15 protein-coding genes are annotated in these 11968 nt (G+C 60.4%); 7 read left to right on the plus strand and 8 right to left on the minus strand.

Features of this window, described 5'->3' with window-relative positions; genetic code table 11:
- The first annotated feature begins 92 nt into the window (after positions 1-92).
- On the plus strand, positions 93-398 hold the full coding sequence (locus tag HCZ23_RS11935; protein WP_167601959.1) for a hypothetical protein: 306 nt from the start codon (positions 93-95) through the stop codon (positions 396-398).
- A 97-nt stretch (positions 399-495) separates the two neighbouring features.
- Complete coding sequence (locus HCZ23_RS11940; protein WP_167601960.1) at positions 496-789, plus strand: hypothetical protein; 294 nt, start codon at positions 496-498, stop codon at positions 787-789.
- Between the two features lie 3 nt (positions 790-792).
- On the opposite strand, the gene HCZ23_RS11945 is transcribed toward HCZ23_RS11940, so the two are convergent.
- Together HCZ23_RS11945 and HCZ23_RS11950 are read right to left on the minus strand one after the other, a co-directional pair.
- Complete coding sequence (locus HCZ23_RS11945) at positions 793-1431, minus strand: GDSL-type esterase/lipase family protein (RefSeq protein WP_167601961.1); 639 nt, start codon at positions 1429-1431, stop codon at positions 793-795.
- A 70-nt stretch (positions 1432-1501) separates the two neighbouring features.
- Positions 1502-1708 (minus strand): cold-shock protein, encoded by a 207-nt coding sequence (locus HCZ23_RS11950; RefSeq protein WP_167601962.1) that lies wholly within the window; start codon positions 1706-1708, stop codon positions 1502-1504.
- Positions 1709-1937: 229 nt separating this feature from the next.
- On the opposite strand from HCZ23_RS11950, the gene HCZ23_RS11955 reads away from it, so the two are divergent.
- On the plus strand, positions 1938-2249 hold the full coding sequence (locus tag HCZ23_RS11955) for an arsenate reductase family protein (protein ID WP_167601963.1): 312 nt from the start codon (positions 1938-1940) through the stop codon (positions 2247-2249).
- Between the two features lie 50 nt (positions 2250-2299).
- A complete protein-coding gene (locus HCZ23_RS11960; RefSeq protein WP_167601964.1) occupies positions 2300-2668 on the plus strand; it encodes a hypothetical protein in 369 nt (122 codons plus the stop codon).
- Here the strand turns inward: HCZ23_RS11960 and HCZ23_RS11965 are convergent.
- The 5 genes from HCZ23_RS11965 to thrS all read right to left on the minus strand — a co-directional run bounded on the left by HCZ23_RS11965 (position 2665) and on the right by thrS (position 7458).
- Positions 2665-3201: a DoxX family membrane protein gene (locus HCZ23_RS11965; protein WP_167601965.1), complete on the minus strand. Its 537-nt coding sequence runs from the start codon at positions 3199-3201 to the stop codon at positions 2665-2667. The two genes, HCZ23_RS11960 and HCZ23_RS11965, sit on opposite strands and share 4 nt — an antisense overlap.
- Entirely contained in the window at positions 3194-3928 is a 735-nt protein-coding gene (locus HCZ23_RS11970; RefSeq protein WP_167601966.1) for a DUF2063 domain-containing protein, read from the minus strand. Before HCZ23_RS11970 ends, HCZ23_RS11965 begins: the two co-directional genes overlap by 8 nt.
- Positions 3925-4785, minus strand: a complete 861-nt coding sequence (locus HCZ23_RS11975; protein WP_167601967.1) for a DUF692 domain-containing protein — start codon at positions 4783-4785, stop codon at positions 3925-3927. Before HCZ23_RS11975 ends, HCZ23_RS11970 begins: the two co-directional genes overlap by 4 nt.
- A gap of 69 nt (positions 4786-4854) precedes the next feature.
- Positions 4855-5160, minus strand: a complete 306-nt coding sequence (locus HCZ23_RS11980; RefSeq protein WP_167601968.1) for a DUF2282 domain-containing protein — start codon at positions 5158-5160, stop codon at positions 4855-4857.
- A gap of 351 nt (positions 5161-5511) precedes the next feature.
- Positions 5512-7458, minus strand: coding sequence for a threonine--tRNA ligase (gene thrS, locus HCZ23_RS11985; protein WP_167601969.1), 1947 nt, complete (start codon positions 7456-7458; stop codon positions 5512-5514).
- 113 nt (positions 7459-7571) lie between these two features.
- Between thrS and HCZ23_RS11990 the strand changes: the two genes are divergently transcribed.
- From HCZ23_RS11990 to HCZ23_RS12000, 3 genes are all read left to right on the plus strand, one after another.
- Positions 7572-8885 carry an MFS transporter gene (locus tag HCZ23_RS11990; RefSeq protein ID WP_167601970.1) on the plus strand — a complete coding sequence of 438 codons (1314 nt, stop codon included), beginning with the start codon at positions 7572-7574 and terminating at the stop codon, positions 8883-8885.
- 62 nt (positions 8886-8947) lie between these two features.
- Positions 8948-9691 (plus strand): carboxylesterase, encoded by a 744-nt coding sequence (locus tag HCZ23_RS11995; RefSeq protein WP_167601971.1) that lies wholly within the window; start codon positions 8948-8950, stop codon positions 9689-9691.
- Between the two features lie 81 nt (positions 9692-9772).
- Positions 9773-10486 carry an alpha/beta fold hydrolase gene (locus tag HCZ23_RS12000; protein WP_254870279.1) on the plus strand — a complete coding sequence of 238 codons (714 nt, stop codon included), beginning with the start codon at positions 9773-9775 and terminating at the stop codon, positions 10484-10486.
- Between the two features lie 70 nt (positions 10487-10556).
- On the opposite strand, the gene phaZ is transcribed toward HCZ23_RS12000, so the two are convergent.
- Positions 10557-11831 carry a polyhydroxyalkanoate depolymerase gene (gene phaZ / locus HCZ23_RS12005; RefSeq protein ID WP_167601972.1) on the minus strand — a complete coding sequence of 425 codons (1275 nt, stop codon included), beginning with the start codon at positions 11829-11831 and terminating at the stop codon, positions 10557-10559.
- Between the last annotated feature and the right edge of the window lie 137 nt (positions 11832-11968).

The following is an 11968-nucleotide window of genomic DNA, read 5'->3' on the forward strand; positions in this document are numbered from 1 at the left end:
TTTGTGAGCAATGGTCGGAGGACGCCACCCAAGCCTTGCCGCAGATCGCCCCCTGAGCTAACCTTCTCCCAAGTATTTCAGGAGTTTGAGCCATGTTGAAGACCGCCATCACAGCCCTCATCGTGACCTTGGGTGCAAGCCCGGTTTTGGCCGCGGAGACGCAGCCCTATGATCCCTCGGTCAAACTCTTTGCCTATGAAAAACAAGTGGATAACTTCTGCCCGGCGGGGACACAGCCGATCCGCTACAATGGTGTGATCTGTTGCGGGACGCCGAATGCGACCGGCTATGGCGATGCGCCCGTGGTGCGGCGCAGTTCCACTCCGACCGTGGCGAACACGACCGATCCGAAATCGCCGAATTACCAGCCTGACAGCATTTCCATGTCCGGGAGCTAAACCGGCCCTGCATTTGTGCAGAGTTTTCTTAGGGTGAATGTCATCTCTGTGTTACATTGGGTGCATGAGCATCCGAAACACAGTTCTATTGAGCGGCATGGGCGCAGTTTTGGCGCTGGTTGGCCTGCGCGCCGAGGCGCAAAGCCTGATCGGAGAGGTGCTCTGCGGTCCGCAACAGGAGATCCATGCCAAGCTCGCCCGCCAATTCGGCGCGGTCAAAACCGGCACGGGCCTGCGTGGCCCCGAGGCGGTGATGGAGATTTGGACCAACCCAAAATCCGGCGACTGGACGCTTGTGCAGACCTATGTCGAGGGGCGGAGCTGCATCGTCGCCATGGGTGAATATTGGGAAGATCTCGCACCGACAGAGGCCCCGGAGACGGCGGGCTGAGCCTCAGTCTTCGGCAATTTCCGACAGGATAAACCCGGCCACGGCTTGCCCCAGAGCCTCATGGGCCGCAGCATCGAAATGCACGCCGTCCAGATCGGAGACAGAAATCACCTCATTGGCGTCGAAGACGGCGACATCGCGGGCGTCGGCCTCGGCACGCATGGCGTCCTGAACCGCCTGGGCTTTGTCCGCCGCGCCGACATAGGTCTCGGCCAAACAGCCCGCCGCATGGGGCCGGGGCGGCAGGATGAGGAAGGGTTCGAACCCGCCGTGACGGGCCTGCATCTCTTCCGACAATGCGACGTCGAGGTGAAAGCCACAGGCGGCGGCGATGTCTTCGGGCGCGGCCTCGAAATGCGCCTTGAGATCGTTGGTGCCCAGCATGATCGTCATCGCGTCAATTGGCCCGTGGCTTTCAAGCGCGGTGAACAGCCCGATCCGCCCGTCCATATGCGGCCCCATTTCGGGATCGGGAAAAGCAAAAGTACGCCCCGGCAGACCCTCTTCGACCACATTCCAACCCAACACGTCGGCCATCACCACAGGCCAGCGGCGGGTGAGGCGTGGAAGATCGGTGGGGCGGGTGCGCATCGGCTGAACGCCGTGGGTGTTGCTGTCGCCGAAGGTCAGGATCAAAGGCATCGGGGTCTCCCAAAAGAAAAGCGGCCCCGAGACTGCGCCCGGAACCGCCGACTTTCAAGATCGAAAAGCTTTAAAGCGCGACAAGTTCAGAGGCGGATGCGCGTCCGTCGCGGCCTTCACGAAGTTCGTAGCCGATCTTCATGTTGTCTGCGAGGCCGGTCATGCCAGCGCGTTCGACCGCAGAAATGTGCACGAACACATCCTTGCCGCCGTCGTCAGGTGCAATAAAGCCGTAGCCTTTGGTGGTGTTGAACCATTTCACGGTGCCAGTGGGCATATCCCCGTATCTCCTTATCGTTTCATCCGCCGCAACGTGCGACGGGCCGGTGCAGCCAGGTCTTCCAAGTCTTCCTGCTGCCCCGTAAGGAGCGGTCGTTCGAAAGTCAGCAGTCACGCTTTCGAGTGTGCAACACATCCGTATAAAGGCAAGCGACAAAATCGTAACACATGGCCAAGTGCCGAAATTTGGGCAAAATGCCACCAAAATTGCCATTGAGGAGAGCGAAATGACCGTGATTTATGGGATAAAGACCTGTGACACCTGCCGAAAAGCGGTGAAAGCGCTGGGGGTGGAGTTGACCGATATACGCACAGAATCCCTGTCCAAAGAGCAGCTTGAGCGATTCTATGCCCAGTTTGGCGAGGCTTTGGTCAACACGCGCTCGACCACATGGCGCGGGCTGTCGGAAGAAGAACGGGCGCGTCCACCGCTCGATCTTTTGGCGGATCATCCGACGCTCATGAAACGTCCGGTGATCGAGAAAGACGGTGAGCTCTATCTCGGCTGGGGCAAGGATGTGCAGGCGGCACTTCTTTAACCTGCCCGCAAGAACGCCTATGTGACAGCGACAAGAGAAGGAGAGCGGTGATGCGCAACGCGGCGCTGGTGCTTGGGGTTTTGGGTGGCGTGCTCGCCATGTTTGTCGGCTTTTTCAGCTTTGGCTACACCGAGGCGATTGATCGTTGGGGCGAGGTCGAGGGGCTGTTCGAACAGGTGGCGAATGTCGATCTGATCCGGGCGGCGAGCTTTCTGGCCCCGCTCCTCGCCATCGCAGGCGGCGCCATGGCCCACGCCCGCGCCCTTTGGGGTGGGCTGTTGATGTGGGCGGCGGCAGGCCTGATCTACGTCGGCTTTGGCTTCAACGTCTTTACCATGTTCCCCTTGGGCTTCTGCGTCCTGGGCGGTTTTCTGGCACTGGCGGCGGGCAAACCGGACGAGGCCAAGGCGCATTTTTAACTGGGATTCAGGCGATTGAAAATCACCCGATCCAATGAGGCCCAACCTCCACCAAGTCCGACAAGCGTGAGCAGGACCATCCCCCAAAGCGCGCGTTGGTCAAAGATCAGCGCATCGGAATGCCGATCGAACAGCGCGCCAATGGTCGCCATGTCGAGACCATGCCCGATCACATCGGTGAGGCTTTGCACGAGGACAAAGCCGATCATGCCCAGAGCGGCGAGCCGTGTTGCGAGACCTAGAACAATCAGCAGGGGCAAGAGGAATTCGGCGTAGGTTCCCGCCATGATCACCAGCCATTCAAATGAACCAAAGCCAGAGATGTCATAGCCTGCGGCTTCCATTTTGCGGGGAAAAATCTGGGCATAGGCGTTGAAGGACGGCGTGAACGGCCCCTCCAGTTTGGTCAGAGCCGAGGCCCAGAAATAGCGCAAGAGCACGGCGGAAAAGGTGAAACGCGCCAGCAGGGGCAGGGCGTTTATGGCCGCTGCGTTGGTTTGGGCCAGCTTGGTCGAGAGCATATCGTTACACATCGTGATCCCTCTCCAGAATGTCGATGATGGCGCCGCCTTTCAAAAGCGTGCCGAGAAATTGCGAAAGGTCGAGATCCGAGGGCGCAAGTTCGGCGGCATTCGCGAGCGCCATACCGTCCCGCAAGGCGTCAAGCACGGCACAGGTGCCAGGCGGAAAGGCGGTGGCGACGGGGTCGAAACCCGGACGTGTGATCAGTACGTCCTCCGCCCCGCCCGACGGTCGGTCGCCGTCCAGGGCAAATCGGCGCAGTTTGGTGACCGGATAGGCGCTTGCGAGCCAGATGACGGTCGGCGCGAGCACCACTTGGCGGGTGAACAACAAGGGATCGGAGAACTCCGCCGCAGGCACAGGGCGCGTGTCTGCGGCGTGATAACTTTGGCGCAGCGCATATTCGAGACGTGCCACATCGCCGAGATAGGGCAGGCGGGAGGCCGGGGCAAAGCTGTCGATAAACGCCGCAAAATCAGCCCCATAGAGAGGCAGGATTGGCGTTTTGGGGGGGTGCGCGCGGACGTAGTCTCCCGTCATCGCGTCGAAAAACGCGTCTCCGACGAGGGATTTCACCGCCGGATAGGAGGCGGCGATGGCCTCTTTGAGGCCCACGATGATGTTGTTGCGATAGACGTCGAAGCGCCGCTTGGCTGGGGTGCCCGACGGGGTGATGAGACCCGCCGGGATCGGGGCCTCGGGCGCAAGTGCGGCTTTGATGAAGTCCTGCTGTTTCATACCAGCACCTGTTCGAGACGGAGCGCAGCACGGGCGACCTCAGAGGCCAGAACCTCCCACTCGGGCACATCCGTGTCCCATTCGATGAGCGTCGGCTTCGGCCCGCCAGTGGCCAGAGCGTAGGTGTAAAGATGCCAGACCGGATCGGCGACCTCGCGACCGTGGCTGTCGATCAACAGCGGTGCGCCGTCTTCGTCCTGATCCTCATCGTGACCGCCAAGGTGGATTTCCCCCACGGCCTCATGCGGGAAGGCATCGATATAGTCATAGGCGTCGATCCGCAGGTTGTTGGCGGAGACGAAAACATTGTTCACATCAAGCAAAAGCCCGCAACCGGTGCGCTTGACGACAGCGCGCAGGAACTCGACCTCGCCATAAGTGCTTTCGGCGAAAGCCAGATAGGAGGACGGGTTTTCCAAGAGCATCTGTCGTCCGAGAGTGCTTTGCACCTCGTCAATGTGGTCGCACACACGGGCGAGGGTTTTGGCGGTATAGGGGAGGGGCAGAAGGTCGTTGAAATAACCTGTGTCGTGCGTCGACCAGGCGAGATGTTCGGAGAAGGAGGCGGGGTTGATCTCGTCGATGAGATGGCTCAGCCGCACGAGGTGATCCGGATCAAGGCGGCCCTCGCCGCCAATTGAAAGCCCCACGCCATGCACGGAAATGGGAAAGCGATCCGACAGCGCGCGCAGCTGTGCCATCGGACGTCCGCCCGCGGCGCCTTTTTCGCCCATGTAGTTTTCTGCATGGATTTCGAACCATTTCACCGGGTGATCCCCCTCGGAAATGTTCGAAAAGTGCTTGGATTTATATCCCACGCCGACGCCCATCGGCAGCTGATTTGTCTGGTCCAACATCGAAGCCTCCTGCAAAATCGGGAAAAATGACCCGGCGCATGTGGTCCGTCACGCGCCGGGCCAAACCGGTTAGCTGTCCATCGGCAGGTCGCGCTCAAGCGCTTCGAGCGAGCCCATGCGTTCTGTGCCGTCCATCATGGCCGGAAGCTCGATGTCGGCGCAGGTGCCGGCGGGCACCAGCGTCCAGGCGTTGCCTTGGTAGTCGACTTTCGAGGTGCCGGCACAGGTCGTGCCCGGACCTGCCGCGCAGCCGTTTTCACCGGCCAGCGCCACGCCGTAGCATTTTTCCTGCTCTTGGGCAGAGGCGGCGTTCGCGATGGAGAGGGCGGCGGTCATTGCGCCAAGAAGGGCGAGGGTTTTCGATTGAGTGCTCATTGGGTGTGTCTCCCGTTAGGTTCATGCGTTTCCGCCGTCAGTGGCGGTGAACACAGATTGGCCCACCGGGGCGGTCACAGGCCATTCACGGGGACGTCACCTGACGCGTGTGTCAGGGGGTGAAACAAACGGATTTGTGATTTGATCCGGCGGCGAAACTGGTCCGCGAGGTCCACATTCAATGTCTGGAATTTTTGTGAGGTATCTATTTTGAGCGTATACTCAAGTATTTGTCGGCCAAAATCCGCCGATCTGCACCTGTAACAATTCTCACGCAAAAAGCGATATCGCGTGTGCCGCAATGCAAAAGGCCCCCGAAGCGGGGGCCTTTTCGTTTCAGATATGTCTGAATTATTTCAAGTCCGGCGCGAGTGCGGCGTCTTTCAGCTCAGCCACGATGTCCGCAAGTGACATCATCGCGGTCTGTTTTTCGCCCAAACGGCGCACGGAGACGGTCTTATCGTCGACCTCGCGGGCACCGACGGCCAGAATCACCGGCACTTTGGCGAGGCTGTGTTCGCGGACCTTGTAGTTGATCTTCTCGTTTCGCGTGTCGGCCTCGGCCCGCACACCGGCGGCTTTGAGAGCGGCCACGACCTCGGCGGCGTAGTCATCCGCCTCGGAGACGATGGTGGTCACAACGACCTGACGGGGCGCGAGCCAGAAGGGCAGTTTGCCCGCGTGCTCTTCGATCAGAATGCCGATGAAGCGCTCGAAAGAGCCCACAACCGCGCGGTGCAGCATGATCGGGCGGTGTTTCGCCCCGTCCTGACCGATATAGCTGGCGTCCAGTCGCTCCGGCAGGTTCGGGTCAACCTGAAGCGTGCCACATTGCCATTCGCGGCCGATGGCGTCGGTCAGCACGAACTCAAGCTTCGGCCCGTAAAACGCCCCTTCGCCCTCCTGAATCTCATAGTCGTAACCGGCGGCTTTACAGGCGTTGCCGAGAGATTCTTCGGAGTGATCCCAGCTTTCTTCGGACCCGATGCGTTTTTCGGGACGGGTCGAAAGCTTGATCGACCAGTCGTTGAACCCGAGATCGGCGTAGATTTTCGCGAGGAACTCGATGAACTTCTTGGTCTCCGCTTCGATGTGCTTTTCTTCGCAGAAGATATGCGCGTCGTCCTGCGTGAAGCCGCGCACCCGCATGATGCCGTGCAGCGCGCCCGAGGGTTCATAGCGGTTGCACGAGCCAAATTCGGCCATGCGCAGCGGCAGGTCGCGGTAGGATTTCAAACCCTGATTGAACACCTGCACGTGACAGGGGCAGTTCATCGGTTTCAGCGCGTTGACAGTCTTCTCGCGGGCATGATCCTCGTCCACTTCGACGATGAACATGTTTTCCTGATAGTTGTCCCAATGCCCCGAAGCTTCCCAGAGTTTGCGGTTCACCACCTGCGGCGTGTTCACCTCGACATAGCCGTCACGCTCTTGTTGGCGACGCATGTAATCTTGCAACGTGGTGTAGATTTTCCAGCCGTTCGGATGCCAGAAAATCTGACCCGGCGCCTCTTCCTGCATGTGAAAGAGGTCCATCTCTTTGCCCAGCTTGCGGTGATCGCGCTTGGCGGCCTCTTCCATCATCAATTCCCAGGCCTTCAGATCCTTGCGGTTCTTGAAAGCCACGCCATAGATGCGCTGCAACATCGGACGCGAGCTGTCGCCCAACCAATAGGCCCCGGCCACATGGGTCAGTTTGAAGGCATCCGCAGGCACTTGCCCGGTGTGTTGCAAATGCGGACCGCGGCAGAGATCCTGCCAGTCGCCATGCCAGTACATCCGCAAATCCTCGCCTTCGGGAATGCGGTTCACAAGCTCGATCTTAAAAGGCTCACCCTTTGCGTTGTAATAGTCAATCGCCTCGTCACGGCCCCACACTTCGGTCTTCACCGGCTCACGGGCGTTGATGATGTCCTTCATCTTCGCTTCGATCTGACCAAGGTCCTCGGGCGTGAACGGCTCTTCGCGGTCGAAGTCATAGAACCAGCCATTGTCGCGCACCGGGCCGATGGTCACTTTGACGTCGGGCCAAAGTTCCTGCACCGCGCGCGCCATGATATGCGCAAGGTCATGCCGGATCAGTTCGAGCGCCGGCGCATCGTCTTGCATGGTGTGAATGGCGATTTGGGCGTCCGCGTTGATCGGCCACTGGAGGTCCCAGTGCTGACCGTTGACGGACGCGGAGATCGCTTTCTTCGCAAGGCTGTTGGAAATGCTTGCGGCCACATCGGCAGGGGTCACGCCAGCATGAAACTCGCGCGAATTGCCATCGGGGAATGTGAGAGAAATCGGTGCCATATCTTTAGGCTCTCCTCGTCGGTTTGGCGCCTACCAAGCGCCCGGTTGCGGGTATATGTGTTTGCCCTATGTCTTCTTTTGAATGTGTAAAGTCAATGTGAAAGGTTTCCCATATGTCTCTTTCCGAGCGTCTGTTTCGGACCCTGTCCGGTTCGAAAGACGCGCAAGGCACGGCCGAGGGTCTGAGCGATCAGGCAACGCGGGCCGAACCCACAAATTTCCTGCGCCATGTCGGTGCTTTGTCGATGACCAAATCTGCCGATGGGCTGTTCGATCCCAAATTGGTCCTGTCCTGGCTGATGTCGCATCTGGGCGCGCCGGCCGCGCTCATCGGGCTTTTGGTGCCGATCCGCGAGGCAGGTGCGCTTTTGCCGCAGCTTTTCACCGCGCCGCGCGTTCACCGTATGGCACAACGCAAATGGGCCTGGGCCTTGGCCGGTCTGGGGCAGGGGATTGCCGCCGCCGCTCTCGTGCTCATCGGGTTGACTTTGACCGGCTGGGCCGCGGGCGTTGCGGCCTGTGTCGCCGTCGCCTTTCTGGCCGTGTCGCGCTCGGTGGCCTCGGTCAGCTACAAAGACATCTTGGGCAAGACCATCGCCAAGACCCGACGCGGTGCGGTTACCGGCACCGCAAGTTCCGTGTCCTCCGTGGCGGTTGTGGCCTTCGCGCTTTTGCTGATCTTTGCGCCTGTGGACCGTTACGCTCTGGTGATCGGCGCACTTGCGGCGGCTGCCGTGCTTTGGGGGCTGGCCTTCGCAATCTTCTCCACTCTGCGTGAGGAAAAGGACCCCGGCGAGGGCCGCGAAAAGGTTCTGGCCCAGCTCAAACTTCTCAAACACAAGCCCATGCTGCGCCGCTTTATCTATGCCCGGGGGCTTTTGACCGGCACGGCACTCGCCCCGCCTTATCTGATCGTCTTAGGCGCACAGGCGGGCAATGGCACGTTTGAGGCCTTGGGCGCTTCCGTTCTGGCCTCCGCGCTCGCGTCTTTCTTGTCGTCCTACGTCTGGGGGCGGCTCGCGGATCGCTCGTCGAAAACTGTGCTGGCACTCTCGGGCCTCTTCGGCGCCGCCGCCCTCGTGTTGGGTGTCACGCTTGATCTCATGGGGCTCTCCGCGACCTCTTGGGCCATCCCATTGTCGCTCTTTCTCTTGATGATTTGCTATCACGGCGTGCGTCAGGGCCGCTCCACCTACCTTGTCGATCTCGCCCCCGAAGATCAGCGCACCGCCTATACCGCCGTTGCCAACACGGTGATCGGCGTGATTTTGCTGGGATCGGGTGTGATCGGCGCCGTGGCTTCTGCCCTCGGTCCGCATGCGGCGCTTTTGAGTTTCGCAGGGTTGGCACTGGCGGGAGCTGTTGTTGCGTTTCGTCTTGAAGAGGTCGAGGAGGGCTTTTCGCTTTTCGCCATGGAAAAAGACTAACGCGCGATTGATTGCAAACCCTCGGCAGGACCGATAGCACTCATCTCAAAAGGGAGCCAAACATGACCGATTATCTCGACACCCCCTCCGGCCGCCGCATTGCCTACAATCGTCTTGAGGGCGAGGGCACCGGCGTTGTGTTCCTTGGCGGGTTCATGTCGGATATGGCGGGGACGAAAGCCGTGGCGCTCGAACAATGGGCGGCGGCACAGGGCCGGCCTTTCCTTCGGTTCGATTACTCGGGGCATGGAGAAAGCGCCGGAGAGTTCCGTGACGGCTGTATCGGCGATTGGGCGGAGGATGCGCAGGCGGTGATCGAAGCGCTCACGGATGGCCCGCAGGTGCTTGTCGGCTCCTCCATGGGCGGTTGGATTTCGCTTTTGATGTGCAAACGCATTCATCCGCGTGTCGGCGGCCTTGTGACCATTGCTGCCGCGCCTGACTTTACCGAAGACGGCTTTTGGGCCGGCTTCGATGAGACACAGCGCAAGGCGCTCATCGACGAGGGCGTCGTCATGGTGCCCTCCGATTATGCCGACCCTTATCCGATCACCCGGCGCCTCATCGAGGACGGGCGCGACCATCTGATCCTGCGCAGCCCCTTGGCGCTGCCCTTCCCGGTGCGCTTCCTTCAGGGCACGGCGGACACCTCCGTGTCGGTCGAGACCGCGATGCAGCTCTTCGATCATGCGGTGGGCGATGATATACGCCTCACTCTGGTCAAAGGGGCGGATCATTCCTTCTCCACCGTCGAGTGCCTCAAGATCATCGAGGCGGCGATCTTTGATGTGCTGGCCGGAGTTTGAACGGATAAGTGATCTCACGAGCGCTTGACCCTCTGTCCTGCGGCATGTGAGAAAAATGCAAGTTTTCCTGTGGATTGACTGATGACCGAGAGCCTCGTTCTGCTGCCCGGATTTCTGGCCGATGGCCGGGTGTTCGCCGATCAGATCAATGATCTGAGCCGTCACCATGCCGTGATGGTCGCGCCTTTGCTGGGCGAGAGCCTCACCGAGATGGCCGATGCGGTGCTGGCCGTCGCGCCGCCGAAATTCGCGGTGGCGGGGCATGATCTGGGCGCCTCTGTCGCGACCGAAATCCTGCGCCGCGCGCCCGGACGGGTGAGCCGCATCGCGCTGATCTCCGGCTCTGCGCAGGCGGAGCCGCCCAATGCCGCCGCCGCCCGCGAGCCGCGGATGATCAAGGCCAAGACGGGCCGCTTTGGCGAGGTTTTGTGGGAAGAACTGCCCACGACCGCGCTTTTCGAGACGCCCCATCGCAACGCCATTCGTGACCATTGGCTCGATATGGCGATGGAGGCGGGGCTTGAGACCTATTTGCGCCAATCGCGCATTCTGCAACGTCGCCCGGATCACCAAAACGTCCTGCGGCGCGCCCGCATTCCGGCGCTGGTGATCGGCGGCGCCTCGGACACGATCTGTCCGCCAAGGCGTCAGGATTTCATCGCCCAGCTCATGCCGCGCGCGGATCTTGTCCTGATCGAGCGGGCCGGCCATCTGCCGATGCTGGAAGCGCCGCAAACCGTGTCGCGCGCGCTCAAGGCATGGCTCGAAGCCGAAGCACCCTTCGTGCTGCGGTGAGTGTTTCGAGGCTGATCTTTTTCTTGGTGAAAATACTCAAAGAAACGGCGCCTCTCGGGCGCCGTCTTTTTCAACCCGCTTTCGCTTCGGTATCTTTCCCGGCCACAACCCGCGGCCCCGAGTTGGCGTCGATGAAGTCGAGCACCAGAGGCCGGATGTTGTTGCGCCAGCTTTTGCCCGCGAAAATCCCGTAATGCCCGGCGCCGGGTTCGAGATGCGCGGCCTTCTTGCTGTCCGGCAGGCCGGTGCAGAGATCCAGCGCGGCGACACATTGGCCCGGCGCGGAGATGTCGTCATTCTCGCCCTCAACGGTTTTCACCGCCACGTCGGTGATCTTGCCGATATCAACTTTTTTGCCAGCGACGGTGAATTCGTTCTTCGCGATCTCGAGGCCCTTGAAGATGCGTTCAACAGTCGAGAGGTAGAATTCGCCGGTCATATCCATAACGGCGAGATATTCGTCATAGAATTTGTTGTGGCGGTCATGTTCGCCCGCCTCGCCCTTGGCAACGCGCGAGATTTGATCGGCGAAGGCCTGGGAGTGGTTGTCCATGTTCATCGCGATGAAGGAGCTGAGCTGCAACAGGCCAGGGTAGACCTTGCGGCCCACGCCTTTGTATTTGTAGCCGACACGCTGGATCATCGAATTTTCAAGCTGGCCCATGGTGACGCGGTTGCCGAAATCCGTGACTTCCGTGGGCGTCGCGTCCGGGTCGATCGGGCCACCGATGAGCGTCAGGGATCGTGGCTGGGCCTTCGGGTCTTCTTCGGCGAGGTAGGCGGTGGCAGCAAGCGTCAGAGGCGCCGGTTGGCAGACGGCGATCACATGGGTGTTCGGGCCCAGATGTTTCATGAAGTCGACGAGGTAGAGGGTATAATCCTCGACATCGAATTTGCCCTCAGACACGGGGATGTCACGGGCGTTGTGCCAGTCGGTGATATAGACCTCGCAGTCCGGTAAAAGCGAAATGACGGTCGAGCGCAAAAGCGTGGCGTAGTGGCCGGACATCGGTGCGACCAAAAGCACGCGGCGCTTCATCTCGTCCCGGCCCTGCACGTTGAAATGGATCAGATCGCCAAAGGGTTTCGCAACCTCGATGTCGATGTCGACAAGGTGGTCACGCCCGTCTTCGCCGACAACGGTGTCGATGCCCCAGTCGGGTTTGGTGACCATGCGCGAAAAGGCGCGCTCCGTCACCTGACCCCAGGCGGCGAGCCATTGAATGCCGGGGTTGGGCATCATCGCCATCGCCGGGTAGGAGCCAAAGGCCTGAGCCGAGGCGCCCAGCCATTGGTTCGTGTTGCGGATCGTTTCCATCAGATCGTAGGTAGCCATAAAGCGCATGTGGGCCTCCTGTGTGTGCCGGTGACAGGCCTGACCTCTGAGGTAGAGCGTCGCAATCTGCGGCTTCGTCTTCCCACAGGACAAGTCTGTCGCTATCGTAACTGATATAGTCTTACAGCATTTTACGATGCTGCAAG

The organism is Celeribacter sp. HF31 (genome assembly GCF_011806455.1).
Lineage (GTDB): Bacteria > Pseudomonadota > Alphaproteobacteria > Rhodobacterales > Rhodobacteraceae > Celeribacter.

Coding starts and splice junctions, on each gene's coding strand:
- HCZ23_RS11975 (WP_167601967.1), bottom strand. CDS start 4,785: ATGTTGGACCAGACAAATCAGCTGCCGATGGGCGTCGGCGTGGGATAT.
- HCZ23_RS11965 (WP_167601965.1), bottom strand. CDS start 3,201: ATGTGTAACGATATGCTCTCGACCAAGCTGGCCCAAACCAACGCAGCG.
- HCZ23_RS11950 (WP_167601962.1), bottom strand. CDS start 1,708: ATGCCCACTGGCACCGTGAAATGGTTCAACACCACCAAAGGCTACGGC.
- HCZ23_RS11970 (WP_167601966.1), bottom strand. CDS start 3,928: ATGAAACAGCAGGACTTCATCAAAGCCGCACTTGCGCCCGAGGCCCCG.
- HCZ23_RS11955 (WP_167601963.1), top strand. CDS start 1,938: ATGACCGTGATTTATGGGATAAAGACCTGTGACACCTGCCGAAAAGCG.
- HCZ23_RS11990 (WP_167601970.1), top strand. CDS start 7,572: ATGTCTCTTTCCGAGCGTCTGTTTCGGACCCTGTCCGGTTCGAAAGAC.
- HCZ23_RS11940 (WP_167601960.1), top strand. CDS start 496: ATGGGCGCAGTTTTGGCGCTGGTTGGCCTGCGCGCCGAGGCGCAAAGC.
- HCZ23_RS11995 (WP_167601971.1), top strand. CDS start 8,948: ATGACCGATTATCTCGACACCCCCTCCGGCCGCCGCATTGCCTACAAT.
- HCZ23_RS11945 (WP_167601961.1), bottom strand. CDS start 1,431: ATGCCTTTGATCCTGACCTTCGGCGACAGCAACACCCACGGCGTTCAG.
- HCZ23_RS11980 (WP_167601968.1), bottom strand. CDS start 5,160: ATGAGCACTCAATCGAAAACCCTCGCCCTTCTTGGCGCAATGACCGCC.
- HCZ23_RS11935 (WP_167601959.1), top strand. CDS start 93: ATGTTGAAGACCGCCATCACAGCCCTCATCGTGACCTTGGGTGCAAGC.
- thrS (WP_167601969.1), bottom strand. CDS start 7,458: ATGGCACCGATTTCTCTCACATTCCCCGATGGCAATTCGCGCGAGTTT.
- HCZ23_RS11960 (WP_167601964.1), top strand. CDS start 2,300: ATGCGCAACGCGGCGCTGGTGCTTGGGGTTTTGGGTGGCGTGCTCGCC.
- HCZ23_RS12000 (WP_254870279.1), top strand. CDS start 9,773: ATGACCGAGAGCCTCGTTCTGCTGCCCGGATTTCTGGCCGATGGCCGG.
- phaZ (WP_167601972.1), bottom strand. CDS start 11,831: ATGCGCTTTATGGCTACCTACGATCTGATGGAAACGATCCGCAACACG.